General features: G+C 48.7%; 19 protein-coding genes. 10 read left to right on the top strand and 9 right to left on the bottom strand.

Annotation, left to right across the window (positions count from 1 at the left end; genetic code table 11):
• Positions 1-24: 24 nt before the first annotated feature.
• Positions 25-1380, bottom strand: coding sequence for a DUF1329 domain-containing protein (locus tag ACN0S4_RS05195; protein WP_417656655.1), 1356 nt, complete (start codon positions 1378-1380; stop codon positions 25-27).
• A gap of 226 nt (positions 1381-1606) precedes the next feature.
• Between ACN0S4_RS05195 and ACN0S4_RS05190 the strand changes: the two genes are divergently transcribed.
• Together ACN0S4_RS05190 and ACN0S4_RS05185 are read left to right on the top strand one after the other, a co-directional pair.
• Positions 1607-2755 (top strand): YCF48-related protein, encoded by a 1149-nt coding sequence (locus ACN0S4_RS05190; RefSeq protein WP_417656654.1) that lies wholly within the window; start codon positions 1607-1609, stop codon positions 2753-2755.
• Positions 2756-2768: 13 nt separating this feature from the next.
• Positions 2769-5075: an efflux RND transporter permease subunit gene (locus ACN0S4_RS05185; protein ID WP_417656653.1), complete on the top strand. Its 2307-nt coding sequence runs from the start codon at positions 2769-2771 to the stop codon at positions 5073-5075.
• Positions 5076-5113: 38 nt separating this feature from the next.
• On the opposite strand, the gene ACN0S4_RS05180 is transcribed toward ACN0S4_RS05185, so the two are convergent.
• Together ACN0S4_RS05180 and sbcB are read right to left on the bottom strand one after the other, a co-directional pair.
• A complete protein-coding gene (locus tag ACN0S4_RS05180) occupies positions 5114-6736 on the bottom strand; it encodes a GMC family oxidoreductase (protein WP_417656652.1) in 1623 nt (540 codons plus the stop codon).
• A complete protein-coding gene (gene sbcB / locus ACN0S4_RS05175) occupies positions 6705-8138 on the bottom strand; it encodes an exodeoxyribonuclease I (protein ID WP_417656651.1) in 1434 nt (477 codons plus the stop codon). Before sbcB ends, ACN0S4_RS05180 begins: the two co-directional genes overlap by 32 nt.
• Before the next feature lie 208 nt (positions 8139-8346).
• Between sbcB and ACN0S4_RS05170 the strand changes: the two genes are divergently transcribed.
• From ACN0S4_RS05170 to hrpA, 3 genes are all read left to right on the top strand, one after another.
• Positions 8347-9360 (top strand): isoaspartyl peptidase/L-asparaginase family protein, encoded by a 1014-nt coding sequence (locus tag ACN0S4_RS05170; RefSeq protein WP_417656650.1) that lies wholly within the window; start codon positions 8347-8349, stop codon positions 9358-9360.
• 79 nt (positions 9361-9439) lie between these two features.
• Entirely contained in the window at positions 9440-9859 is a 420-nt protein-coding gene (locus ACN0S4_RS05165; protein ID WP_417656649.1) for a CBS domain-containing protein, read from the top strand.
• 62 nt (positions 9860-9921) lie between these two features.
• Positions 9922-13701, top strand: coding sequence for an ATP-dependent RNA helicase HrpA (hrpA, locus tag ACN0S4_RS05160; protein ID WP_417656648.1), 3780 nt, complete (start codon positions 9922-9924; stop codon positions 13699-13701).
• A 39-nt stretch (positions 13702-13740) separates the two neighbouring features.
• Here hrpA and ACN0S4_RS05155 read toward each other — a convergent pair whose 3' ends face one another.
• The 6 genes from ACN0S4_RS05155 to ubiG all read right to left on the bottom strand — a co-directional run bounded on the left by ACN0S4_RS05155 (position 13741) and on the right by ubiG (position 19677).
• A complete protein-coding gene (locus ACN0S4_RS05155) occupies positions 13741-14004 on the bottom strand; it encodes a GrxA family glutaredoxin (RefSeq protein WP_169929714.1) in 264 nt (87 codons plus the stop codon).
• A 105-nt stretch (positions 14005-14109) separates the two neighbouring features.
• On the bottom strand, positions 14110-14370 hold the full coding sequence (gene yfaE / locus ACN0S4_RS05150) for a class I ribonucleotide reductase maintenance protein YfaE (RefSeq protein ID WP_417656647.1): 261 nt from the start codon (positions 14368-14370) through the stop codon (positions 14110-14112).
• Between the two features lie 9 nt (positions 14371-14379).
• Positions 14380-15510, bottom strand: coding sequence for a class Ia ribonucleoside-diphosphate reductase subunit beta (gene nrdB, locus ACN0S4_RS05145; protein ID WP_417656646.1), 1131 nt, complete (start codon positions 15508-15510; stop codon positions 14380-14382).
• Between the two features lie 30 nt (positions 15511-15540).
• Complete coding sequence (gene nrdA, locus ACN0S4_RS05140; RefSeq protein ID WP_417656645.1) at positions 15541-17880, bottom strand: class 1a ribonucleoside-diphosphate reductase subunit alpha; 2340 nt, start codon at positions 17878-17880, stop codon at positions 15541-15543.
• A 400-nt stretch (positions 17881-18280) separates the two neighbouring features.
• A complete protein-coding gene (gph, locus tag ACN0S4_RS05135; protein ID WP_417656644.1) occupies positions 18281-18940 on the bottom strand; it encodes a phosphoglycolate phosphatase in 660 nt (219 codons plus the stop codon).
• Positions 18940-19677 (bottom strand): bifunctional 2-polyprenyl-6-hydroxyphenol methylase/3-demethylubiquinol 3-O-methyltransferase UbiG, encoded by a 738-nt coding sequence (ubiG, locus tag ACN0S4_RS05130; protein ID WP_417656643.1) that lies wholly within the window; start codon positions 19675-19677, stop codon positions 18940-18942. The genes gph and ubiG overlap by 1 nt, the downstream gene beginning before the upstream one ends.
• 152 nt (positions 19678-19829) lie before the next feature.
• Between ubiG and gyrA the strand changes: the two genes are divergently transcribed.
• The 5 genes from gyrA to cmk all read left to right on the top strand — a co-directional run bounded on the left by gyrA (position 19830) and on the right by cmk (position 26892).
• The gene (gene gyrA / locus ACN0S4_RS05125; RefSeq protein WP_417656642.1) at positions 19830-22523 is read left to right on the top strand and encodes a DNA topoisomerase (ATP-hydrolyzing) subunit A; all 2694 of its coding nucleotides are present in this window, start codon (positions 19830-19832) and stop codon (positions 22521-22523) included.
• 5 nt (positions 22524-22528) lie between these two features.
• The gene (gene serC / locus ACN0S4_RS05120; protein ID WP_417656641.1) at positions 22529-23620 is read left to right on the top strand and encodes a 3-phosphoserine/phosphohydroxythreonine transaminase; all 1092 of its coding nucleotides are present in this window, start codon (positions 22529-22531) and stop codon (positions 23618-23620) included.
• Positions 23621-23679: 59 nt separating this feature from the next.
• Positions 23680-24780: a histidinol-phosphate transaminase gene (gene hisC / locus ACN0S4_RS05115; RefSeq protein WP_417656995.1), complete on the top strand. Its 1101-nt coding sequence runs from the start codon at positions 23680-23682 to the stop codon at positions 24778-24780.
• Positions 24781-24791: 11 nt separating this feature from the next.
• A complete protein-coding gene (gene aroA / locus ACN0S4_RS05110) occupies positions 24792-26096 on the top strand; it encodes a 3-phosphoshikimate 1-carboxyvinyltransferase (RefSeq protein ID WP_417656640.1) in 1305 nt (434 codons plus the stop codon).
• 94 nt (positions 26097-26190) lie between these two features.
• Complete coding sequence (gene cmk, locus ACN0S4_RS05105) at positions 26191-26892, top strand: (d)CMP kinase (RefSeq protein WP_417656639.1); 702 nt, start codon at positions 26191-26193, stop codon at positions 26890-26892.
• Positions 26893-26908 lie beyond the last annotated feature (16 nt).

Below are 26908 nucleotides of genomic sequence, written 5' to 3'. Positions count from 1 at the left end.
GGGCTTTTTCAGTTCTTGAGATGATTAACGAATACCCATGCGGCGCAGCGCAGAAGTACTGAAATCACTACGTTGTGGCTCGATATCGAAGTCCATGTATGAAGACTCTTCGTTCGCCAAGCCAAGTACAATGTAACGGCCTGAGTTCAGGTCATACAGTGCTTCAGCGGCCATCCACGGGGTGTCGTGGTGATAGAACTGTGAGTTGTAGGCTTCAGCAACACGCCATAATTCGCCACGACCGTCGTAATGATCAATCACTGAGGCCGTCCAAGTATCTTCGTCAATAAACATGTGACGCGTTGAATAGATATGACGCTCACCGTCTTTCAATGTGGCTTTTACTTCCCACACGCGATGTTTTTCATAACGAACTAGGTCTTGGTTTAAGTGACCTGCGTTGATGATATCGTCATAGCTTAGGTTGGTATCCATCAACTTATAGTTGTTGTAACCAATGTACATTTCACGCTTACCAACGAGTTCCCAGTTGTATTTATCTGGAGCACCGTTGTACATGTCTAAGCCATCAGAAGTACGCAGACCATCTGAAGCAGTACCTGGACCATCATATGCAACGTTTGGTGCACGACGGACGCGACGCTGACCTGCGTTATACAACCATGCGCGACGACCTTCGCGAACCTGGTTGATCGTTTCATGTACTAACAGCACAGTACCGGTCAAACGACTTGGCGCAAGGACTTCTTGTAAGAAGTAGAATAGGACGTTGTCGTCCGCTGCTTCACGGCCGCTTTGCATATATTCAGGGAATACCAGCGACTCACGCAGTAAAACTGGAACGAAATCACCGTTCTCGAGAACTGGGAATTGGTTTACCAAACGAGTAACGGCACCACCACGGTAGCGGGTTACATGGTTCCAAATCACTTCCAGACCATTTTGTGGAATCGGGAACGGCACATGGCGGTCAAAGTTATCAAGACCATTACCACCAGCGACCATTTCGGCATTCACGGCATTCTTTTTGACAACGTCGTAAACTTCTTGTGGATAAGCAGCGGTCCGACGAGTCGGGTAGATGTTCATTTTGTATTCAGGATACTTGTTGAACATAGCAACCTGTCCAGGAGACAGCATGTCACGGTGCTCATCGAGATTAGCGCGCGTGATGGTGAACAGAATTTCATCGTCAGCAAATGGGTCTGCTGGGCGCGCTGGGATGTCACCATTGGCGTCGACGCTATAACCGCCTGTCCACGCCGGAATGGAACCATCGGCATTACCAGCCATTTCAGCCCCCATTGGGGTTAAATCTTGGCCAAGACGTGCGGCTTCCTCAGGAGTGACTTTCGCCATTACACTGACTGAGATCACAGAAAGCGCAAACACACCGGCTTTAAGCATCATTTTATTCATGGGTTTTTCCTTGTTGTACTTTGTACTCTTATCGATTTATACGCTTAAACTACATGAAAAGCAGACCGATTAAAATCCCCAGCTGATACTAGCGTTTCTACCTTTCTCAAGGTATGGTAGCAGCTGGTTTGACCTGTCATGAAATATCCATAGCATGTATCGCTTATCGAAAATTTGCAACTGTTACAATGACAAAACTAAGACACAAAATTTGTAAGAGGGTTCCATGAGAAGAACAATCGTAGGGTTAGGCATAAGTTGTGCACTGACGCTTATAACGGTGCCAGTCGCAGCGCAAATGGTTACTGACTATGAAGTCATTACCGCGCCAGCTCTGGTTGCGCCAAAGGCTGAGCGTGCTGTACTAACAGAAATTGCGGTAGCCGGTGAGCGGCTGGTTGCAGTAGGTGACTACGGTTTGATACTCACTCGAGACCAGAATACGAGCGACTGGCAACAAGCCGATGTGCCGACAAGTGTTCTGTTCACGGGGGTGAGTTTTGCCGATGCCCAGCGCGGTTGGGCCGTCGGTCATCATGGGGTCATTGTTGCGACCAGCGACGGCGGCTTGACTTGGCAACGCCAACTCGACGGCTTTCAATTTATTGAATTACAGCAAAATTATTGGGGCAGTTTAGTAGAAGAATTAGAATCTGCTATAGATGCGAGTGACGATGACACTGAAATAGAAGAGCTCGAGTGGGCGTTGGAGAATGCGCTATTTCAAGCAGAAAACGCTGATTTTGCCGCTGACGAAGGTCCCACAAAGCCATTCCTCGATGTCTTAGCATTGGACGCAAATACAGTATTAGTTGCTGGAGCTTACGGAACCTTGCTGCGGAGTGATGATGGCGGAGCAAGCTGGAATTTATTGGATGCCAACGTCGAGAATCCTGATGGTTACCACTTCAATGGTTTAGCGAACGGCTCTGAGTATCTATTCCTCGCTGGTGAAGCTGGACAAATATTCCGCAGTGCAGACCGTGGTGATTCTTGGGAAGTTCTCGATTCACCTTATTACGGTTCATTTTTTGGATTGCATATCGATCGATCGGACCGGCTCTGGGTTGCTGGGTTACGCGGTAATATTTTCATGAGTGATGATCAGGGTGAAACCTACACTCAGATCCGTCTGGAAGATACAGTTAACATTAATTCCATCGTTGACGGCGCCAATGGCGGCGTTTACTTAGTCGGTAACGCTGGTGTTGTTGGTTATGTCGATGAACAAGGCGAAGTTCAACAACGAACGCATAGTAGCGGCGCTATTTTGACGGATTTAACGATCAATCAAGATGGTTCGTTGACCTTGGTTGGGCAGCGCGGTGTGCTGTCGCTTGAATCGTTTGATACAGCTTCTGTAGAACAAGAATAAGGAATCGCTGACAATGTTGGAACGTGCATTATTTGGTATTCGTCCGTTGTGGTTCGTTATTTTTGCGGCTTTAACGTTGTTTTTAGGCTGGCATGCGAGTCAAGTTCGTCCCGAGGCCAGCTTTGTAAAGATGATTCCGACGAATCATCCGTTTATTCAGAATTACTTTGAACACCAGGATGACCTGCGCAGCTTGGGCAATGTTGTCCGTATTGTTGTTGCCACAGAAGAAGGGGATATCTTTACTCCTGAGTTTTTGAAAACGCTGCGTTCTGTAACAGATGAAGCAACGTTTATTCCTGGTGTCGATCGTTCAGCGATTAAAAGCTTGTGGACTCCCAACGTGCGTTGGAGCGAAGTCACTGAAGAGGGCTTTGTTGGCGGTCCTGTGGTTCCGGATACCTGGGATGATAGAGATCCTGAAGCATCGCTAGAGCAATTTCGTACCAATACTTTGCGTTCAGGCGAAGTTGGTAATTTAGTGGCAACGAACTTCAAGTCCGCCATCGTTTATGTTCCTTTGATCGAAACGAATCCGGAAACCGGTGAGCCGCTGGATTATCAGGAATTTTCTGAGCAGCTTGAGACCCAAATTCGAGATAAATATTCAAGCGATACTATCTCTATTCACATGACTGGCTTTGCCAAAATTATTGGTGATTTGATTGAGGGCGCACAGCAAGTTGGTTTATTTTTCCTGCTCGCCATCATCATTACGCTGGTCATGCTGTTTTGGTACAGCCGCTGTTGGCGTAGTTCAATTGCCGTGCTTGCTTGCTCGATTATTGCGGTGGTTTGGCAATTAGGGATCATTAAATTGATCGGCAGTGGCATCAATCCATATTCCATGTTGGTGCCATTCTTGGTATTCGCCATTGGCGTGAGTCATGGTGTACAGATCATCAATGCGATAAGTAACAACACGGTTGATGGGCACGACAAATTGAAAGCCGCGCAACTCGCATTCCGCGGCCTCTATATTGCCGGTTTAACCGCTCTGATTTCAGATGCTATTGGTTTCACCACCTTGATGGTCATCGATATCGCGGTTATTCAAGAGCTGGCTATCGCCGCCAGTATAGGTGTGGCGGTTGTCGTCCTAACCAATTTAGGCTTGCTGCCTATCATTATGTCTTATGTCGGTATTTCACCACGCGGACAAACTTATACCGCATCGGTTCGCAATGAAGCGCATCCAATGCTGGCATTCTTTGGGCGCTTCTCTCAGCCCAAATATGCTTACACTGCGTTGATTCTCGCAGTAGTTGGATTGTCATGGGGTGCTTATTACGGCCAACAGATGAAGATTGGTGATTTGGATGCTGGTGCACCAGAATTACGCCCAGACAGCCGCTATAACCTCGACAATCAATTTGTGGTCGATAATTACAGCTCCAGTACCGATATCTTTGTGGTGATGGCTGAAACGGCGCCTAGCCAGTGTATTGCGTATGAAAATCTAGAATTGATGGATCGATTCAGTTGGCATATGGAAAACACGCCGGGTGTGCAAGATGTGAAGTCGATTGTCTATGTCGCAAAAATGGGCGGCTTTGGTTTGAATGAAGGGAACTTGAAGTGGTTCAGCCTCAATCGTAACCAGTACGTACTAAATGCTAATACATCACGCACGCCACCGGGGCTCATTAATCCAGATTGCTCCATGGCTCCGATCATCATCTACCTCAATGACCACAAAGCGGAAACACTGAAAACCGTTGTGGCCTCGGTCAACGAGTTTAATCAAAATTATCAGCAAGAAGGCTTAGAATTGCTGATGGCGGCCGGTAACTCTGGTATTGAGGCGGCGACGAACTCGGTTATCGAAGATGCTCAGTACGAGATGCTGTTGTGGGTTTACGGGGTTGTGGTGGTCTTGTGTTTAATCACATTCCGCAGCATCAGAACGGTCGCCTGTATTGTGCTTCCGCTCGCGTTAACGACGGTTATGAGTCAAGGTTTAATGGCGGTAATGGGCATCGGTGTGAAAGTAGCGACTCTACCAGTGATTGCGCTGGGTGTCGGTATTGGTGTCGACTACGGTATCTACATCTATACCAAGATGAAAGAAGGCTTAGAGCAGGGCATGAACCTGAATGATTGTTACCGTTATGCACTTGAGAATACAGGTAAAGCAGTTGGGTTTACTGGCCTGACGTTGGCCATTGGTGTGGCGACTTGGATATTCTCACCAATCAAGTTCCAAGCCGATATGGGTATCCTGCTAACCTTTATGTTCCTGTGGAATATGTTAGGAGCCTTGATCCTGATACCGGCGCTAGCACGGTTGTTCTCTAAATTAGGTAAACCGATGCATTAGGGACGGGATGAGCTGACTGAAACTTGGCTGACGCGGTGTTAACTGTGGTCAGCCAAGATAAAGTCAGCAGCCTGTTCGGCGATCATCATGGTAGGCGCATTGGTGTTTCCGCTAATGACTTGCGGCATCACTGATGCGTCAATCACACGTAAGTTTTGCACCCCACGAACCCGCAGTTTTTCATCCACAACGGAGTCTGCATCAAGCCCCATCCGGCAGGTACTAGTCGGGTGATAAATAAGCCCGCAATGCCGCTGTAACTGTGCTAGCAACTCCTCATCATCGTCAAACTGCCCCGGCATTAATTCGCCACCATAATGACTGGCTAAAGCGGGTTTCTGCATAATCTGTTGGACCTGTCTGACGCCAGCAATAAGCGCTCTCTGGTCGGCTTCGTTGTCGAGAAAATTAAATTGAATACGCGGTGGTTGGCGCGGATCTGAACTTGCTAAGGTCAAGGTTCCGCGCGCGTGTGGACGCAATACACAGACATGACAAGAAAAGCCATAGCGCAGTGCAGGCGTCAGATCATAGCCACTGTCATTAAAGAGTGTACTGACCAGGTGCAGTTGCAAGTCAGGCTCTAATTGCTGCTCATTAGATTTGATAAAGCCGCCCACTTCGCAAGGTGGATGAGCCATAGCACCTTTGCGATGACGCCAATACTTCCATGTTTGCCCCGCTAATTGCAGCAATCCAAGTGGGTTTAACGATATGGTGTCACGCTTCTTGTTGCGTACATGAACGGTAATGTCGACATGCTCTTGTAAATTCGCACCAACTTCCTGTCTATCCGCGACCACCTCAATACCATGACTGTGCAACTGTTCGCGCGGGCCTACACCCGATAACAATAAGAGTTGTGGTGAGTTAAATGCGCCAGCACTTAAGAGCACTTCTCGCGTTGCAGTGAGGCTTGAGACGCGCTTGCCTTGCCTAATTTGAATGCCTTGTGCTTCACCACTGCTGTTAAATAGGATCTTTTCAACGGCAGTATCTGACAAGATATGCAGATTGACCCGATCGACAACAGGTTCCAAGAATGCGCGCTTAGCACTGAAACGCTCGCCATTTTTGATCGTAAATTGGAACGGACCAAATCCTTCTAGAGTCTCGCCATTAAACTCTGGATTGAGCGGGTATCCAGCTTCTTGTGCAGCCTGAAGAAAAGCCTTCGCAACGGCAAAATGTGGTGCAACGTCACTCACATGAAGTGGTCCATCTGCGCCATGATAGGCATTGGCACCGCGCGTATTCGATTCCAGTCGCTTAAATACCGGTAACACATGCTCCCAGTTCCAATGCTCGCCGGCAGTTTCGGCCCAACGATTGTAGTCACTAGGTAAGCCGCGAGTATAAATCATCGCGTTAATGGCGCTGCTACCGCCCAGACCTTTACCGCGCGGCGCATATAGTCCATTGCCTGCTCGCAGCGGGGCTGGATCGGAACTGCGGTTCAACCAATTGAACCGGCGACTATGCATAAACCGTGCAACACCGCCTGGCATGGTTGAAAAAGGAGACGTAGCTGCCGGTCCAGCTTCAATCAAAGCAACGTGAAAGCGGCCACAAGCCGACAAACGGTTCGCTAGAACACAGCCTGCAGAGCCACCGCCAACAATAATAAAGTCAAAGCTGTTGCGCATATTGATAGAGGTCATTGAGCAGTCGTAGTTGATTAGGATGCTCTTGATACTGCTCACTTAGACGCTGTAATTCAAGCATAAATTGTTCCGCATTTAACCCTTTTGCAGGTGGGTGTGTCAGACGTTCTTGGCAGAAGCTACGCCAGCGTTGCAATTCTTGGTCGGTCAATGTGGCCGGATAGTTACGGGCACGATACCGAAACAGCATGGTGGGTAATCGGGAGTCGGCAAAATTCAACGACAAGCCGGCAAGCTGATCGGGTGCAGTGGCGCGAATAATATCCATATTGGAGCGGTCTTGGTCGGAAAAGAAGTCACCACTGTAGAGCATCAGATCAGGGTCGGTACTCTGCTCATATTGTCTTTGTTCAAGCGCAGCTTGTAGCAATCGTTCGCGCAATTCAGGCTGTTGAATCAGGTAGTCGCGATGACGAGCACAGGCCTCGAGATCAAGCTGCCAATGCTGCGCACGCTCACTATCGAGAACGCGCGGGTCAGCGATAAATGGACATTTATTGATATGTAAGGTGTTACCAGCAAAAAATGGACGCTCTTGTTCACGCAACGTATCTCGGCGTGTAAAGCGCCACTCCACCAATTCATCATGGCTTGCGCTGGCAAAAGCGCGCGGGTCGACCCGTAGATCCCAGTAGATCAGCCCATTGGGTTGTTCCGGATGATACGCCAGAGGCATGATCAGACTCACGTAGCCTTGCTCGGCGCCATAGAAGCCACTGATGTGCACCAGGGGTTTAAACTCAGCCAACTTGATATGCTGTTGCACCGCTTGCTTACGACGTAAGCCATAGGCGTACTCAAACAGCTTGGGCTGTGCTTGTTTTATCTTCATTGCCATAGCAATTGTCGCATTCACATCAGCGAGTGCATCATGCGCTTGCCCATGGTCAATACCATTGGCTTTGGTGAGATGTTCCAATTTCATACTGACCCGACCATCATCATGGTAAGGCCATTCGATTCCCTCGGGGCGCAGTGCATAGCAGGCGCGCACCAAATCGATCAAATCCCAACGCGAATTCTGTTGTTGCCAAGTGTGTGCGTAAGGATCGATAAAGTTGCGATAGAACAGATGTCGCGTCACTTCATCATCAAAAGCAATATTGTTGTAACCAATAATGGTGGTGTTTGGATGCGAAAATTCGGTCGCGATTCGTTCCGCAAAGGCTGCTTCGTTTGAGCCTTGCTTGAGCGCATGTTGTGGCGTAATACCGGTAATCATAACGGCTTGTGGATGCGGCAAAAAATCCGGCGTCGGCTGGCAATATAGCATCAACGGCCGGCCCACAGGTGTGCCATCTAGCGTGGTTCGCAGTCCAGCAAACTGTGCCGGTCGGTCGACCTGCGGGTTGGCACCCCAAGTTTCATAATCATGCCAGTAGAAGGTGGGTTCTTGCATGGGTTCGCTATCGGTTGTTCGCTCGTGGCAACAGAATATCGTATCGGTAACGAAACAGCCAACAACACAAAGAGACAGTGAATAGTGAACAGTGAAACGATGGTCACCTAATATCCATCGATGAATAGAATTCGCTTTACTGCTGAGAACCAGCATAATGTTTCGATTAACGATTAACGATTAACTGACAACGAACAACGGAGCAGTCATGCGATTTTTATTACTTTCGACTTTGTTACTACTCAGCCCTGCAGCAGTGGCTGATGATCACGCAGACGGCGCGGAGTTTGCGATTGCGATTCACGGCGGTGCGGGAACCATTACTCGAGCGAATTTATCCGCGGAACAAGAAGTTGCCTATGAAGCCAAGTTAACCGAGGCAATCAATGCAGGATACGCTGTTCTCGAAGCTGGCGGCACCAGCATGGATGCCGTGGTAGCTGCAGTCACCATTATGGAAGAGTCCCCGCTGTTTAACGCGGGTCGTGGTGCCGTGTATACATTTGATGGCGAGCATGAGTTAGATGCTTCGATCATGGATGGCGCTACCCGTGAAGCCGGTGCGGTTGCCGGTGTGAAAACGGTTAAAAGCCCGATTACGTTGGCGCGTGCCGTTATGGAGAACTCGGTCCATGTGATGTTAAGCGGTGAGGGCGCTGAGGAGTTTTCGCGGCTACAGGGCCTCGAGCAAGTCGAAAACAGCTATTTCAATACGCCAGCGCGTTACAAACAATTAGAAGCAGCGCGTGCGCAGTTAGGTGAACAGCCCGATAAACAAGCGTATCTAGACCTCGACCAACGCTATAAATATGGCACTGTTGGTGCGGTAGCACGTGATAAAGCCGGTAATTTAGCCGCGGCGACCTCAACGGGTGGCATGACAGCAAAACGTTGGGGCCGAGTCGGTGACTCGCCGATTATTGGCGCCGGCACTTGGGCCGACAACGAAAGCTGCGCAGTCAGTGCCACCGGACATGGCGAGTACTTCATTCGCTATCAAGTTGCTGCGGACATTTGTAATCGGATGAAATATCAAGACGTCGACGTCTACACCGCAGGTGATACGGTTATTCATGACGTCCTATTGCCTGCTGGAGGGACTGGCGGGGTGATTATTGTCGATAAAGATGGCCGCGTTCACTTGCCATTTAATACGGAAGGAATGTATCGCGCGAGTCGACAAGCGAATCAACCGATCGACGTCGCTATCTACAAAGATTAACTATAATCACTAGTGAACAGTGAACAGTGAACAGTGAACAGTGAACAGTGAATAGTGAACAGTTAGCTATGGAGGTGGTATGCAATCATTAACGGTAGCAGATTACATGAATCGACATCCTGTGGTGTTTACTGCGTCGATGTCGATTGAGCATGCGGTCGAGCGTTTGTTACAAAGCCATCAGCGCGGTGGTCCTGTGGTCGATGACCAACAACGTGTGGTTGGCTTTCTATCCGAGCAGGATTGTTTAGCGGCCATGTTACGCGATACCTATCACAATGAACAAAGCGCCAATGTTGGCGATTGCATGTTCACTGGTGATGTACTGATGGTTGCTGATCATCACAGTATCACCGACTTGGCGCAATCGATGCAGTCCAATAAGCCCAAAATATATCCCGTCGTGGATAGCAACGGTGTATTGGTCGGTATTATTACACGTACCGATGTGTTGCGAGCGATTGACGTCCACCTCCAGAATCATTATCGGCAGCGCTAAACATCGCTGTCAGACACTGGTAAACTACGCGCTGTCTACTCATTGATTTCTTAAGGCAGCGCGTGCAGTCGATTCACTATCCAGCCGAACTTCCGGTCGTACAAGCCAAAGCTGAGATTCAGCGAGCAATCCAGACGCATCAGGTGGTTATCGTTGCCGGTGAGACTGGCTCTGGTAAAACCACGCAGTTGCCGAAAATGCTGCTTGAGTTGGGTTATGGACAACCACCGAGTCAAGATACCTCGCAGCCCTCTCGTAAAATTGGCCATACCCAACCGCGGCGACTCGCTGCACGCAGTGTTGCACAGCGTATCGCAGAAGAATTACAGACTGCTGTCGGGCAATTGGTGGGTTACAAGATTCGCTTTCAGGATGAAACGCACAGCGGAACCGCCATTAAACTGATGACCGACGGTATGCTGCTAGCTGAGGTCCAGGCAGATCCTTTGCTGCGTGATTATGACGCAATCATTATTGATGAGGCGCACGAGCGCAGTCTCAATATCGATTTCCTATTGGGTGTATTGGCTCAACTCCTTCCTAAACGTCCTGATCTTAAGGTCGTCATCACCTCTGCAACTATCGAAACCGAGCGTTTCGCCAAGCATTTCAATGCGGCACCCATTATCACTGTCGAAGGACGTACGTACCCGGTTGAAGTGCGTTATCGACCGCTGCAGGATAGAGATGCAGATAGCCGTGAAGACTCCGGTGATGTCATTCAAGGTGTGTGCGATGCAGTGCAAGAGTTGCGCCGTGAAGGACCCGGAGATATTTTGATTTTTGCCAGTGGTGAGCGTGAAATCCGTGATTTTGCGGAAGCTCTGGGCGATTTGGATTTACACGATACTGAGCTGTTACCGTTATTTTCAAGGCTCTCCAATAGTGAACAAAATCGGATTTTTCAATCGCATAGCAACCGACGTATTGTGATTGCAACAAACGTGGCTGAAACATCGTTGACGGTGCCAGGTATTCGTTATGTGATTGACCCGGGTACGGCGCGGATCAGCCGTTATAGCTATCGCACCAAAGTGCAGCGACTGCCGATTGAAAAGATTTCACAGGCGAGCGCAAACCAACGAAAAGGGCGCTGTGGACGTGTAGCCCCGGGTATTTGCATACGCTTGTATAGTGAAGACGACTTCTCGCTTCGTCCCGAATACACCGAACCAGAAATACTTCGAACCAACTTAGCCGCGGTTATTCTGCAAATGACAGCCGCTAAACTAGGTGATATCCGCAAGTTCCCATTCATTGATCGTCCCGACGAGCGTTTTATCAATGACGGCTTTAACCTGTTGCAAGAGCTACATGCGGTTCGCTTGAGTGGTCGGAAACGTCGCGGTGGCGGTACACAGCTAACTCCATTGGGACGCCAGCTTGCCCAATTGCCGATTGATCCACGCTTGGGGCGGATGGTATTGGCAGCCAACGAATTTGGCTGTGTGCAAGAGGTTATGGTGATTGTCGCTGCGCTCAGTATTCAGGACCCTCGTGAACGGCCACAAGCGGCCAAACAAAAAGCAGATGAGTTGCATCAACGATTTCATGATAAAGACTCTGACTTTTTAGCGTATTTGAAGCTCTGGAATTATGCTCGAGAGCTTCAAGATGAGCTTTCCAAAACTCAATTTAGAAAACGATTACAGTCGGAGTTTATACATTTTCTGCGGATGCGTGAGTGGCAAGATGTGTATACACAAATTCGGCAAACGGTGCGCGGCTTGGGATATCGAATCAATCAGGAACCGGCCAGCTATGAAGCGATTCACCGAGCACTGCTGACAGGCCTATTATCGCATCTTGGTACCAAAGAAGAAGGGCATGAATTTCTCGGTGCCCGAAACCGCAAGTTCTATGTATTTCCGGGGTCTGGACTCTTTAAGAAGTCGCCAAAGTGGTTGATGAGTGCCGAATTGGTGGAAACATCGCGACTCTTTGCACGTGTGAATGCGCGGATTGAGCCAGAGTGGGTGGAGCCTGCCGCGACACATTTGGTCAAACGAAACTATTTCGAGCCCCATTTTGCCAGTAAGCAAGGCTCGGTGATTGCCGATGAGCAGGTCACATTATTTGGTCTTATTGTCGTTCCAAAGCGCTCCGTTCAGTATGGTCCTATTAACCCCGTTGAAGCGAGAGAACTGTTTATTCGTGAGGCACTAGTGCAAGGTCAACTGAAGCGCACATTGCCTTTTGTGCAGCACAACCTAGCGTTGATCCAGCAAGTTCAGGAACTCGAAGAAAAATCACGGCGGCGCGACATCTTGGTTGACGATGAAGCACTGTTTGCAGCCTATGACGCTGAAATACCAGAGGGAATTTATAATCTGCAACTCTTGAGTGGCTGGTGGCATAAAGCCGTTAAAAAAGCGCCCCGGCTGCTATTTTTTGAACGGGCTGATTTGCTCGCTCAAGACGCTAGTCATGTCACTGAAACGGCTTATCCCGACACTTGGCAACAAGGTGATATCCGGTTGCCACTCAGATACAGATTTGAACCGGGTGAGTTGGATGATGGCGTTACTGTGGATATTCCGTTGACGCTACTCAATCAAGTAGAAGCCGTTGGCTTTGATTGGTTGATTCCGGCACTGCGGGAAGACCTGGTTATGGCTTGGATCAAGAGTTTACCAAAGTCATGGCGGCGAAATTTTGTGCCGGCACCGAATTATGCACAAGCGTTTCTGGCTGATATCGGCGCTGATCCAGATACTCGGGAGCCGTTATTAGAAGTATTAGCAGCAAAGTTACGGCGGATGACGGGTGTTACGGTGCCTATAGAAGCATGGGACTCCAGTCAGCTACCGACGCATCTGCAGATGAATTTTGCCATCTGGGCGAGCCCTAAAGGAAAACAAAAGCCACAACTGGTTGCTCAAGGTCGTGATCTAACAGCGCTTAAGACACAACTGCAGAATCGAGTGAAGCACGCGTTGCGACAAGCTGTCGACGACAAACCGGAGGAGCAAACTCCAGCCGTAGCCACAGACTGGCAGTTCGGAGCGCTACCCGAGGTGTTGGAACAGCAACAACAAGGATTTTCAATCAAGGCGTATCCAGCATTGGTACCTGTTGAACAAGGCGTTCGACAAGAGCTGTTTGATTCCGCAGAAAAAGCGGCACAAGCACACTTAAAAGGTTTGCGTCAGTTACTGCTGATTCAATTGCCATCACCGGTGCGACATCTGCAACAGACGCTGTCGAACAAGGCTAAATTAGCCATGTATTACAATCCCTGGGGCAAAGTGGATGACCTCATTCAGGATTGCGTAGTGGCGGCACTGAATCAACTGATTGAACAGCAGGGCGGCGCTATGGCTAGTCGTGATGCCGATGCCTTCTTACGGTTGTATGAACAAGCACGAGCGGAGCTTAATGATCGGGTGACGGCAATTGCGCAGCGTGTGGAGCCTTGTTTAATTCTAAGCCAAGCGATTCGGAAACGATTAAAAGGACGCGTACCACTCGACCAAATTCAAGCCCATGGTGATATTGCGCAACAATTAGATCAGCTTGTTTATCCCGGTTTTGTGAGTGCAGCTGGTGCGCATCGTTTGGTGGATATTGAACGGTATTTAAAAGCAATCGAACGCCGTCTTGATAAGCTGCCAGTAGATCCGAATCGAGATCGGTTACAGACACTGGTCATCGATAAATTATGGCAACAGTATCAGGCTAAACGAGCAAAGCAGAGTAACACGCGGCTGCAACAGTCAGATTGGCGTGAGTTGCCATGGTTGATTGAGGAGTTACGGGTCAGTTTGTTTGCGCAAACACTCGGAACGCGAGTTCCAATCTCTGAAAAGCGAGTCGAACACGCAATAAAGGCACTCGATTGAGTGCCTTTATCTAGATAGTCAGTGGTTCTACGCTGGTAATTAAGCGTACAGTCCCAGATTTGCGCGAGCGTAAGCTTCAAATTCGGTGCAGCCACCAACATGACGTTCGTCAATGAAGATTTGTGGCACTGTGTGCACCGGTGCGCCAACAGTTTTCTCTAAATCCGCTTTGGTAATACCTTCTTCAAGCATGTCGATATAGCGAAACTCGAAGTCATCGCGATCAGCGGTGAGTTTTTCGGCAATCTGCTTAGCACGGACGCAGTACGGACAACCAGGGCGACCAAAAATTACAGTAAACATAGAACTCCTTTCTCGCTTTTAATTCAGTCAAACGGCGCGTATTTTCCTACAAATCGTGCACAGAGACCAATAGCTTTGCTGAATAATCACAACATAAGAAATCGATTAATGATCGAGATCAAGATCGGAAGTCGGGACGCAACAACAAGGTAAACAGTCACCCGGTCTGACAAAAGCTAAAGGCTCATTAATGTAATAGACGTCACCACTTAAGACTTTGGTTCGACAGGCACCACAAAAACCATCACGGCAATGATAGTGGGTTTCGATATTGGCAGCTTCCATAGCTTCCAATAGCGTACCTTCAGATGGATCAACGGTCAGCTCGTGCTGACCGTTGACTTTCACTCGGAATGTAGTGGTCATGGTTACCAGTTATAAATCGAAATCTCCCAAGTCAGAGGCGCTGACTTGGCTATCAATTTGACCGACTAAATAAGATGAAATTTCAGCTTCTTGTGGTGCCACCTGGACGTTGTCAGAAACCAAGTATTTATTCATCCACGGTAATGGGTTGCTCCGTTGTTTAAACGGTGCGTCAAAACCAATGGCTTCCATCCGTAAATTGGCAATGTACTCGACGTATTGGCAGAGAATCTCTTCGTTCAAACCAATCATCGAACCATCACGGAACAGATAGTGTGCCCATTCTTTCTCTTGTTCGACGGCCTTCATGAAGATAGCCAATGCCTCCTCACGGAGTTCCTCGGCAATTTCTTTCATTTCGGGATCATCAGACCCGTATTGCCATAAATTCAGAATCTGCTGAGTCGACACTAGGTGCAAGTTCTCATCACGTGCAATTAGACGAATGATCTTCGAGTTGCCTTCCATCAAATCTCGCTCAGCAAAGGCAAAGGTACAAGCAAAACTGACGTAGAACCGGATCGCTTCCAACGCATTAACTGAGTTGATGCATAAGAACAGCTTCTTCTTCAATTCACGCATTGTGACGTTGTGAACTTCACCCAGTACCTCAATTTCACCTTCACCATGGGTTTGCCATAGTTGCGTGTAGAAAATCAGGTCATCGTAATATTGCGAAATATCATTCGCACGCTTCTGAATCTCTTCGTTGATCACGATATCTTCAAAAACTTCACTCGGGTCAGTAAATAAGTTACGCAAAATGTGCGTGTACGAACGCGAGTGGATAGTTTCAAAGAATGACCAGGTTTCGATCCAGGTCTCCAGTTCAGGGATCGATACAATCGGCAGAAGAGCGATATTCGGGCTGCGCCCCTGTACTGAATCTAATAGAGTTTGATACTTTAAATTCGAAATGAATATGTGCTTTTCTGCAGTGGTTAGATTATTGAAATCAACCCGATCGCGACTCACATCTACTTCTTCTGGACGCCAGAAGAAGCTGATTTGCTTTTCAATAAGCTTTTCAAAAATACTGTGTTTCTGTTGGTCATAACGAGCAACGTTGACCGAGTTACCGAAAAACATAGGTTCGGTCAGTGGGTTGATCTGATTCTTATTAAATGTCGAATAACTCATACGTTACTACTTCCTTTCTCATCAGATGCGTTAGATTTTACAAGCACCGCCTGCGCAATCATCGTCTTCTTCTGTTACGTCAACGGTTGCGCTCTGGTTTGCTGCTTCTACTTGTTTTTGGTCAATTTTATCGCGCAGATCGACTTGGTTATCAGACGCACCATCGCGGGTGTTGTGGTAGTACAAAGTCTTCACGCCCAGTTTGTAGGCGTAGAGCAGATCTTGTAGTAACTGCTTCATCGGAACCTTGCCACCATCAAACTTGTTCGGGTCATAGTTGGTGTTCGCAGAAATGGTTTGATCGACAAACTTCTGCATGATGCCGACTAATTCCAGATAGCCTTTGTTGTTCGGAATAGTCCATAACAACTCATAAGCATCTTTGAGCGTTTCATATTCAGGAACAACTTGCTTCGTAACACCATCTTTCGATGCTTTGATACTGATATGTCCACGTGGTGGCTCGATACCATTGGTTGCGTTCGAAATTTGTGATGATGTTTCTGATGGCATCAATGCAGACAACGTCGAGTTACGCATGCCGTATTTCTTAACGTCCGCACGCAATTGATCCCAATCCAGATGCAGTGGTTCAGAACAAACGGCATCGAGTTCTTTCTTGTAGGTATCGGTAGGCATCAAGCCTTGTGAGTACGTGGTCTCGTTGAACTTCGGACACGCGCCTACTTCTTTCGCCAAATTCACCGACGCTTTCATGAGGTAATATTGAATCGCCTCGAATGTTTTGTGCACTAAGCCATTGGCAGAACCGTCAGAATAACGGACCCCATTTTTCGCTAAGTAATAGGCAAAGTTGATCACGCCAATACCGAGTGTACGACGGCCCATAGTGGCGTTGAGTGCTGCTGGCACTGGGTACTCTTGGTAGTCGAGTAGACTATCGAGGGCACGTACTGCCAAATCCGCCATTTCTTCAATTTCGTCGAGTGATTTAATTGCACCCAAGTTGAATGCCGATAACGTACACAACGCAATTTCGCCTTCCTCATCATTTACATGACGCAATGGCTTGGTTGGTAGCGCGATCTCAAGGCACAAGTTGCTTTGACGAATGGGGGCAACTTTCGGGTCAAAAGGACTGTGCGTGTTGCAGTGGTCGACGTTCTGCAAGTAGATACGACCGGTGCTGGCACGCTCTTGCATATATAAACCAAAGAGCTCAATAGCTTTGATACGTTTTTTCCGGATCGAATCATCGGCCTCGTATTGCAGATACAAGCGCTCGAACTCAACCTGGTCAGCAAAGAACGCGTCATACAACCCAGGGACATCCGATGGACTAAAGAGGGTGATGTAATCGTCTTTGATCAAACGTTGGTACATGACCTTGTTAAATTGGACGCCATAATCGAGGTGACGGACGCGGTTTTCTTCAACACCACGGTTATTCTTCAATACCAATAGGTTTTCAACTTCCAAGTGCCACAGCGGATAGAAGAGGGTTGCTGCGCCACCGCGAACACCACCTTGCGAACAGCTTTTCACTGCGGTTTGGAAGTATTTGTAGAACGGAATACAACCGGTGTGGAATGCTTCGCCGCTGCGAATTGGGCTACCGAGTGCTCGAATACGGCCCGCGTTGATACCAATACCGGCTCGCTGTGATACGTATTTGACGATGGCGCTTGCCGTCGCATTGATAGAGTCTAAGCTATCGCCTGCTTCAATCAATACGCATGAGCTGAATTGGCGAGTTGGCGTGCGGACACCTGACATGATGGGTGTTGGCAATGAGATCTTAAATAATGAGGTCGCGTCGTAGAAGCGTTTAACATAGGTCAAACGAGTTTCACGCGGATAATTCGCAAATAAGCAAGCCGCAACCAGCACGTAAAGGAATTGAGCGCTTTCGTAGATTTCACCAGTGACACGATTCTGTACTAGATATTTGCCTTCCAGCTGTTTCACAGCGGCATACGAGAAGTTCAGATCGCGACCATGATCCATATAATCGTTTAACTCATTGAACTCAGCTTCAGTGTAGTCTTCGAGCAAGTGTTTATCATAACGACCGTTCTCGACCATTCGCTTCACCTGTTGATACAGGTGTGGCGGCTCGAACTTGCCATACGCTAATTTACGCAAGTGAAAGATAGCCAACCGTGCAGCGAGGTATTGATAGTCCGGAGCTTCTTCCGAAATCAAATCAGCAGCAGCTTTGATGATGGTTTCATGAATGTCTTCGGTTTTGATGCCGTCATAAAATTGAATGTGTGACTTAATCTCCACTTGAGAGACTGAGACATTATTCAGGCCTTCCGCGGCCCAACTAATCACTCGGTGGATTTTATCGAGATCTAGAGGTTCGCGTTCACCGCTACGTTTCGTCACGAAGAGCTGTTGGTTCATGGGGCGTATTTCCGTCACTTTTATCGTTATGAGTTATTTTTGTTGCCACTAGATGTAGTGCTTTGAATAGGCGTTTCGAGCGAAAATTGCACAATATCTAGGGTTGTTAGCTTTGGCTATCGTAGTCATGGATCTACGGATGATCAAGCGATTCTTTTCGACAAAAGTGCGGGTAAGAGGACAACTGGGTCGAGGTGTCTGCCTAAAAGCGTTGTGGTTATAACGCTTTAGCAAAATCAAGCCGAGAAAAACTTATTTTTAAGAATTTTTTAGTCTTTCAGATAGCTTCTTAAGATATACAAATCATAAGCGCCTGTTTATAAGGCTTACACAAGATATTTGAAGAAATTATGACCACAAACCCCACATCTAGTGTTTGTGGTCATTCCATGTCATCTGCTTACAGCAACGATAATAACTCTAATGGCGTCTGAATTTGGTGATCAGCTTGCCACAAGTGTGGTTGTTCGGAACTGTGTATATAACCGTACGCAGCGAGTACGGTGAGCATTCCTGCTGCTCGGCCAGCTTGGATGTCTCGCTCAGCGTCACCAATGTACCAGCAAGCTTCGGCACTGACGCCGAGTTGCTGTGCCGCATGAAGGAGTGGTTCGGGATGCGGTTTAGCGACCGCTAACGTATCGCCGCACACCACAACATCAATAGCATGCAGTTGTGGGTAGTAAGGCAGCAGTTGCTCGGTCAGTTTACTCGGCTTGTTGGTCACAATAGCAACGGCTATCGAATGCGTTCTGAGCGCTTCTAGTAGATCAATCACGCCAGGGTAGAGCGCTGTGCCGCTCGCAATGGAGTCTGCATAGGCCTGTAAAAATGCCGTACGTAACTCGTGCTTACGTTCTTCAAACTCGGCAATCCCGTATGCGTGCTTCAGCAAACCCGCCGAACCGTGAGAGGCCAGCGGCGTATATTCTTCCGCAGTAACCAACGGTCGTTCTTCCGCCGCGAGTACTTTATTGAGTGCAGCACCTAAATCAGGAGCGGTATCCAGCAAGGTACCATCAAGATCGAAGAGAATGGCTTGTGGCTTCGTCAGAGACATCAGCTGTTCTCCTTGGACTTGGGCTTACGCAACGCCACAATATAGTTCACATCGACATTTTGCTCGTCTAAATAAAAGCCGCGCCATGGTAAGTAATGCAGTCCCGTCATCGTTATTGCTGATAGACCGACTGCATCGGTCATTCGAAGTAGCTCCGCCGGTTGAATGAAGCGTTTATGGTCATGCGTCCCCCGCGGCACCCACCGCAAGACATACTCAGCAGCGACAATACCTAGTAACCACGACTTGAGGTTTCTATTTAAAGTGGAGAACACCACCACGCCACCGGGTTTTACCAGTTGACTCGCGGCTTGAACGACGCTGCCTGGGTCAGGGACGTGTTCCAGCATTTCTAAACAGGTCACCACGTCGAATTGCTGTGGATGTTGTTTAGCAAAGTTTTCGGCTGCCACACAGCGATAATCAATCGTCAGTTGACTCTCTAAGGCATGCAACCGAGCGACTTCTAGTGATTGCTCCGCCAAATCAATACCGGTAACGCGAGCTCCGGCTCGGGCTAACCCTTCAGCGAGAATCCCGCCACCACAGCCGATATCGAGAACATCCAGATCAAAAACACCATCACTATGCTGCTGAATAAAGTCTAAGCGCAGGGGGTTAATGGCATGTAGGGGCTTGAATTCGCCTTCCGGATCCCACCAGCGTGAGGCGAGGGCACTAAATTTTGCGATTTCATTCGGGTCGACATTTTCATGTGCGGGCTGTTTAAGGCTCATAATACTTCTGCTACGGCGAAAAAGTGGGTACAGTGTACTCAACCTACCGCCTTAAAAAAAGCGCCGGAAAAAGGATGCGATAGCATTTTGCTACGGGTACAATGGAATCCGTTTGAATATTATAAAAAGAATGATCGTTTAGGGATAAAGCTATGAGTGATCTCGCAAGAGAAGTCGTACCGGTCAATATTGAAGATGAGCTGAAAAGTTCATACCTCGATTACGCGATGAGCGTCATTGTCGGACGTGCATTGCCAGACGTACGCGATGGTCTAAAACCTGTTCATCGACGCGTGTTGTTCGCGATGAACGAACTACGGAATGATTTTAACAAGCCGTATAAAAAATCAGCTCGTATTGTTGGTGATGTCATCGGTAAGTATCACCCCCATGGCGACAGTGCCGTTTACGACACTATTGTTCGTATGGCACAGCCATTCTCATTGCGCTATATGTTGGTCGATGGCCAAGGTAACTTTGGTTCTGTAGATGGTGATTCCGCTGCAGCCATGCGTTACACCGAAATTCGGATGGCGAAAATTGCCAGTGAATTGCTGTCAGACCTCGATAAAGAAACCGTCGACTTTGTCCCTAACTATGACGGTACTGAACAAATCCCTGATGTCCTACCAACACGTGTTCCGAACCTATTAGTCAATGGTTCTTCGGGTATTGCGGTCGGTATGGCAACCAATATTCCACCGCATAACCTGACTGAGGTTATCGATGGCTGTTTGGCGATGATTGAGAATCCTGCGATCACCATCGAAGAATTGATGGAATATATTCCAGGTCCTGATTTCCCGACTGCGGCAAGTATTTCCGGTCGTGCCGGCATCATCGAAGCTTATAAAACCGGTCGTGGCCGTATTCATTTGCGGGCTAAGGCTGAAATCGAGACCGATAGTAATGGTCGTGAAGCGATTATCGTTACCGAGATTCCTTATCAGGTTAACAAAGCACGATTAATCGAAAAGATTGCAGAACTGGTCAAAGAGAAGCGTCTCGAGGGCATCTCTGGCTTGCGCGACGAGTCTGACAAAGACGGTATGCGTATCGTGATTGAATTGAAACGTGGCGAAGTCAGTGACGTAGTTCTGAACCATCTGTATGCCAATACCCAAATGCAAGTAGTGTTTGGTATCAACATGGTAGCGTTGGACCGCAATCAACCGCGTTTGTTTACCCTTATCGATATGCTCGAATGCTTTATTCGTCACCGTCGGGAAGTGGTTACACGCCGCTCGGTTTATGAACTGCGTAAAGCGCGTGAACGTGCACACATTCTTGAAGGTCTCGCAATTGCGCTGGCCAATATCGACGAAATTATTGAGCTGATCCGCCGCTCACCGACACCAGCGGAAGCGAAAGCTGGTTTAACAGCACAAGCGTGGTTGTTGGGTGACGTGGCAGCTATGTTGGAGCGCGCCGGTGTTGATGCTGCGCGTCCTGATCACTTAGATCCTGCATTCGGAATTCGCGACGGTCAGTACTATCTCACCGAAGAACAAGCGCAAGCAATTTTGGATTTACGCCTGCACAAGTTGACTGGACTTGAGCATGAGAAAATCCTGGAAGAATACAAGAATCTGCTGCAGCAAATCGAAGAACTGTTGTTGATTTTGAATGACTCCAACCGCTTGATGGAAGTGATTCGCGAAGAGCTTGAAAAAATCAGAGCCGATTATGGTGATGCACGTCGTACCGAGATTACCGCGTCGATGCACGACATCAGCATGGAAGACCTCATCAACGAAGAAGACGTGGTGGTGACGCTATCACATCATGGTTATGTGAAGTATCAACCGTTGACCGAGTACGAGGCGCAGCGTCGTGGTGGTAAAGGCAAGTCAGCGACGAAGATGAAAGACGAAGACTTCGTGGAACGACTCTGGGTGGCCAACACCCATGACACGATTTTGTGCTTCTCGACTCGTGGTCGCATTTACTGGATGAAGGTGTATCAATTACCTCTAGCGACGCGTATTTCGCGTGGACGTCCTATTGTAAACCTGTTGCCGCTCGAAGCTGAGGAACGCATTACCGCGATTCTGCCGACGCGCGATTATCCAGAAGATAAGTTTGTCGTGATGGCGACGCGTAATGGTACTGTGAAGAAAACCCCATTAGTCGATTATTCGCGGCCTCGTAATGGCGGTATTATCGCATTGAACTTGAATGATGGTGATGAGTTGATCGGTGTCGATCTAACCAGCGCCGGCGACGAAATCATGCTGTTCTCGGACGCAGGTAAAGTAGTTCGCTTCAGTGAAGATCAAGTGCGTTCAATGGGCCGTACTGCGACTGGTGTTCGTGGTATTCGCCTCGAAGCAGGGCAGCGAGTGGTGTCGTTGATTGTGCCTCGTAGTGAACCTGAATTAGGTGAAGATGAGACGGAAACCGCGGTACTGACGGTTACCGAAAACGGTTATGGTAAGCGTACGCCGATTAGTCAATACCCTGCGAAGAGTCGTGCGACCAAAGGTGTGGTCTCGATTAAGGTCAGTGAACGTAATGGTGCTGTAGTTGGAGCGATGGAAGTAGTCGCCAATAACCAAATTATGTTGATCAGTGACCGCGCCACCCTGGTTCGAACTCGAGTCAGCGAAGTGTCCGTGGTTGGTCGTAACACGCAAGGTGTGCGATTGATCAGAACGACAGGTGATGAAAAAGTTGTTGGCATGCAGCGGATTGATGAAATTGACGAAGATGCAGAGACCGATGCACTTGAACCTGTTGATCCAGCAGATTTGGTAGAAGAGCCAGAAGCGCTGGATGATGCGGAAGCAACTGACGATGCCGCTGACGGTGACACTGATAGCCCGGCGGACAAAAACGAGGATTAAATTGCATGAGTAGTGCCCCGTTTAACTTTTCTGCGGGGCCGGCAATGCTGCCGGCTGAAGTCATGTTGCAAGCCCAAGAGGAATTCCGTAATTGGAACCACAGTGGCATCTCGGTGATGGAAATCAGTCACCGCGACCGAGCGTTTATGGATATGGCTGCGGCGGCAGAGCAAGATCTTCGCGATTTGATGAGCATTCCTGACAACTATCGCGTGCTCTTCATGCATGGTGGTGGTCGAGGACAGTTTTCAGCGGTGCCGCAAAATATCGCAGGGCCCGATGCAACGGTCGACTATCTGCATTGTGGTGTTTGGTCTGATTTTGCGATTCGGGAAGCCCAAAAATACGTGGCTCAAGTGAATGTAGTGGGTGCAACGGTCGATACGCCGCAAGGTCGAGCGATTAGCGCGCCAGATACTTGGCAACGTTCAAGCGCACCGGCTTATTTTCATTATTGCCCAAACGAAACCGTTGACGGTATTGCGTTACATGATATCCCCGATGTTGGTGACGTGCCGTTGGTTGCAGATATGTCCTCCAACATTTTGTCGGAGCCGTTGGACGTGAGTCGCTTTGGTGTCATTTATGCGGGCGCCCAGAAGAACATTGGTCCATCCGGTTTCGCTATTGCGATAGTTCGCGATGACCTCTTGGGCAAAGCTCAAGGCAACACCTCAACCATCATGGACTATACCGTTCAGGCGAAAGACGGCTCCATGTACAACACTCCGAATACCTTTGCATGGTATTTGTCTGGACTTGTGTTTCAGTGGTTGAAGCGCCAAGGTGGCGTTGAGGCGATGGGTCGAATGAACCACGCTAAGGCGAATAAACTATACAATTATATTGATCAATCCGGTTTTTATTCGAATCCAGTGCATCCGAATCATCGTTCTATTATGAACGTGCCGTTCCTGTTAGCCGATAATCGGCTTGACGGTGAATTCTTGCAACAAGCTGCAGCGGCAGGGTTAGTCGGATTAAAAGGTCACCGCTTTGTCGGTGGTATGCGCGCGAGCATCTATAACGCCATGCCTATGGCTGGCGTCGATGCTTTACTCGACTTTATGCGCGATTTCGAAAAAGCCAAAGGTTAGTCATTTTCGACTAGCTATGAGCTATTAACTATTTACGATTTTCCGAGTTACAAGGTGTAATCATGACATTTAACGCGACCGAATTGGCCAATGTTGGCATTCGCAACCTCAGCCCTTATCAAGCGGGCAAGCCTATTGAAGAAGTAGAGCGCGAGCTTGGTATCAAGAACATTGTGAAGCTGGCGTCGAATGAGAACCCGCTTGGTTTGAGTCCGCGTGTGAAAGCTGCGTTGACTGAAATGTTAACCGGTTTGGCGCGCTACCCGGACGCGAATGGTTTTTACTTAAAAGCGAAGATTGCTGAAAAATTTGGTGTGCAAGCGAATCAAGTTACATTGGGTAATGGTTCGAATGATGTGCTTGAATTGCTGGCAAGAAGCTTTGTGAATGATGAGCATGAGGTCATCTATTCACAGCACGCTTTTGTCGTCTATCCACTAGTGACGCAAGCGTTGGGAGCCAAAGGTATTGCGGTACCAGCCAAAGATTACGGCCACGACCTGGATGCAATGTTAGCGGCGATTACACCGCGGACGCGCATGATTTTTATCGCCAACCCCAATAATCCAACCGGTACTTTTTTAACCTCAGAACAGTTAGCAGCTTTTATCGCCAAGGTTCCTGAGAACGTGCTGGTCGTTCTCGATGAAGCGTACTACGAATATGTGCCAGAGGCACAACGCGCGCCATCGATTGAATGGGTTCAGCGCTATCCAAACTTAGTTGTTAGTCGGACTTTCTCGAAGGCCTATGGCTTAGCAGGTTTACGTGCTGGCTTCATGGTGACGCATCCGTCGTTAGCTGATTTAATGAATCGCGTTCGTCAGCCATTCAACATGAATAGCTTAAGTTTGCGTGCTGCTGAAGTTGCTCTCGATGACACTGAGTATTTAACTGAGTCGGTAGCGGTGAATGACGCTGGAATGGCGCAGCTCGTAGCATTTTGTGAAAAGCACCAACTGCCATTCATTCCATCACATGGTAACTTTCTCACTATTGAGGTAGGCCCTGATGCTGCCAGTCTCTATCAGAAACTGTTGCAGCAAGGTGTGATCGTACGTCCAGTTGCGGGCTATGAATTGCCACGACACTTACGGGTCAGTATCGGTCTTGAGCATGAAAACCAAGCGTTTATTAACGCTATGGAAACCATACTGTAGCCGTGTCAACTATGGAATCCATCAGGCTTCAAGGACTACAACAGTGTACCGGTGAAATTCATGTGCCGGGTTCTAAGAGTATCGCGAATCGAGCCTTGCTGATGGCAGCGTTGTGCGCAAGTCAGGATGATGCGCCAGCGCTCACCGAGTTAACCAATCTATTGCGCAGTGACGACACCGAACGCATGCTTGAAGCGCTGCAAGCGTTAGGTGTCGGTATTGAATTTGATGCTGCCAATCCGACCACCGTTCGGGTAATCGGCTGCGGTGGACACTGGTCCCAGATTCCTCAGCAGCTCTATTTGGGCAACGCAGGCACTGCCATGCGTCCTCTGGTTGCAGTACTCGCCACTACATTATCTTCGGCGCAAAGTATTGAGCTCACTGGTGACGCTCGCATGCAAGAGCGTCCGATCCGAGCGTTAGTTTCAGCGCTACTGCAAGCCGATGCAGGTATCCAGTATCTTGCCGAGGAGGGCTATCCGCCGCTTCGTATCCGCGGGGGTATGCACAGTGGGTCAATTAGCATTGATGGCAGCGAATCAAGCCAGTATGTCAGTGCTCTCCTGATGGCACTGCCTTTATTACCGCACGAAAGCCTACTGACACTCACCGGCACTGTGGTTTCCTGGCCCTACATTGAGCTCACGTTAGCAATGCTGGAGCGCTTCGGTATTGAGATTCATCGCATTGCGAAACACGAATTCATGATCCCAGGTGGACAGCAATATCGCTCACCGCAGCAGTATTGGGTTGAGGGTGACGCCAGCTCGGCGTCCTACTGGTTGGCCGCTGGGGTACTTGGTGGTGGTCCGCTGCGAGTGCATGGCATCGGTAGTGCAAGTATTCAAGGCGATGTGGCATTTGCCGAGCAACTCCAAGCCATTGGCGGCAAGGTAACCGTTGCGGAAACTTACATTGACGTCGCCGGTGGCCAGATTCATGGCTTTGACGCTGATTTGAATGCGATTCCAGATGCGGCCATGACGTTTGCAACACTGGCATTGTTCGCCGCTGGACCAACGACCATTCGCAATATCGCCAACTGGCGAATCAAAGAAACTGACCGTCTCGCCGCGATGGCGACGGAGCTCAGGAAAGTCGGAGCGACAATCGAAGAGGGTAGTGATTACATTCAAATTACTCCGCCTGCCGTGATTGCACACGCACACATAGATACCTACGATGATCACCGCATGGCAATGAGCTTTGCTTTGCTTGGTTTTAGCACCGCCGGCGTGACTATTCGTGATCCCAATTGCTGTCGTAAGACTTATCCAGATTTCTTCACGAAGTTTCAACAGTACTGTCATTAACAGGCGGTAGCCTGCACCCCTCAAACTTCGATTAAACGTGCATTTTTTGTAAAAATCCGTATAATTGCGGCGCTTCAATTTTATAGAGGACAGCATGGCGACAAACATACCGGTAATTACAATCGATGGCCCAGGCGGGGCTGGCAAAGGCACAGTAAGCCAAATATTGGCGGAAAAACTTGGCTGGCATTTACTCGACAGCGGTGCGATTTATCGGGTGTTAGCGTTGGCTGCTATCCATCACCGGTTCGCTCCAGATGATGAAGAGAGTCTGGTTGCACTCGCTAGCAATCTTGATGTGAAGTTCGAGGTTGAGTCCGAAAAAGCGCTCACCCACATCATTCTCGAAGGCGAAGATGTCACCATGACGATTCGCACTCAGCAAGTGGCTGATATGGCCTCGAAGGTTGCCGCGTTACCTCGTGTTCGTGAAGCGCTACTGCGCCGCCAGCGCGCTTTTAAAGAGTTGCCGGGTTTGGTTGCCGATGGCCGTGACATGGGCACGGTGGTGTTTAAAGACGCAGCCGCGAAAGTGTATTTGACCGCCAGTGCCGAAGAACGAGCACGGCGACGTCACCAGCAATTGCTGGAAAAGGGAATACCTGCTAAAATTGACCAATTAATCGCCGAAATCCAAGAACGTGATGAACGCGATACCAACCGCTCGGTTGCCCCTTTGAAGGCCGCCGAGGGTTCTTTGTTTGTAGATTCAACGACTTTGACGATTGCTGAAGTCGTGGACCAAATTTTAGAGTTTGCTCATGGCAAGCTCTCACATTCTGAGAAAACAGCCTAAGACGCTGTTGGCTTAG

The organism is Pseudidiomarina aestuarii, assembly GCF_048263735.1.
Taxonomy (GTDB): Bacteria; Pseudomonadota; Gammaproteobacteria; order Enterobacterales; family Alteromonadaceae; genus Pseudidiomarina; species Pseudidiomarina aestuarii_B.
This window is presented reverse-complemented; position numbering and strand designations above follow the sequence as displayed.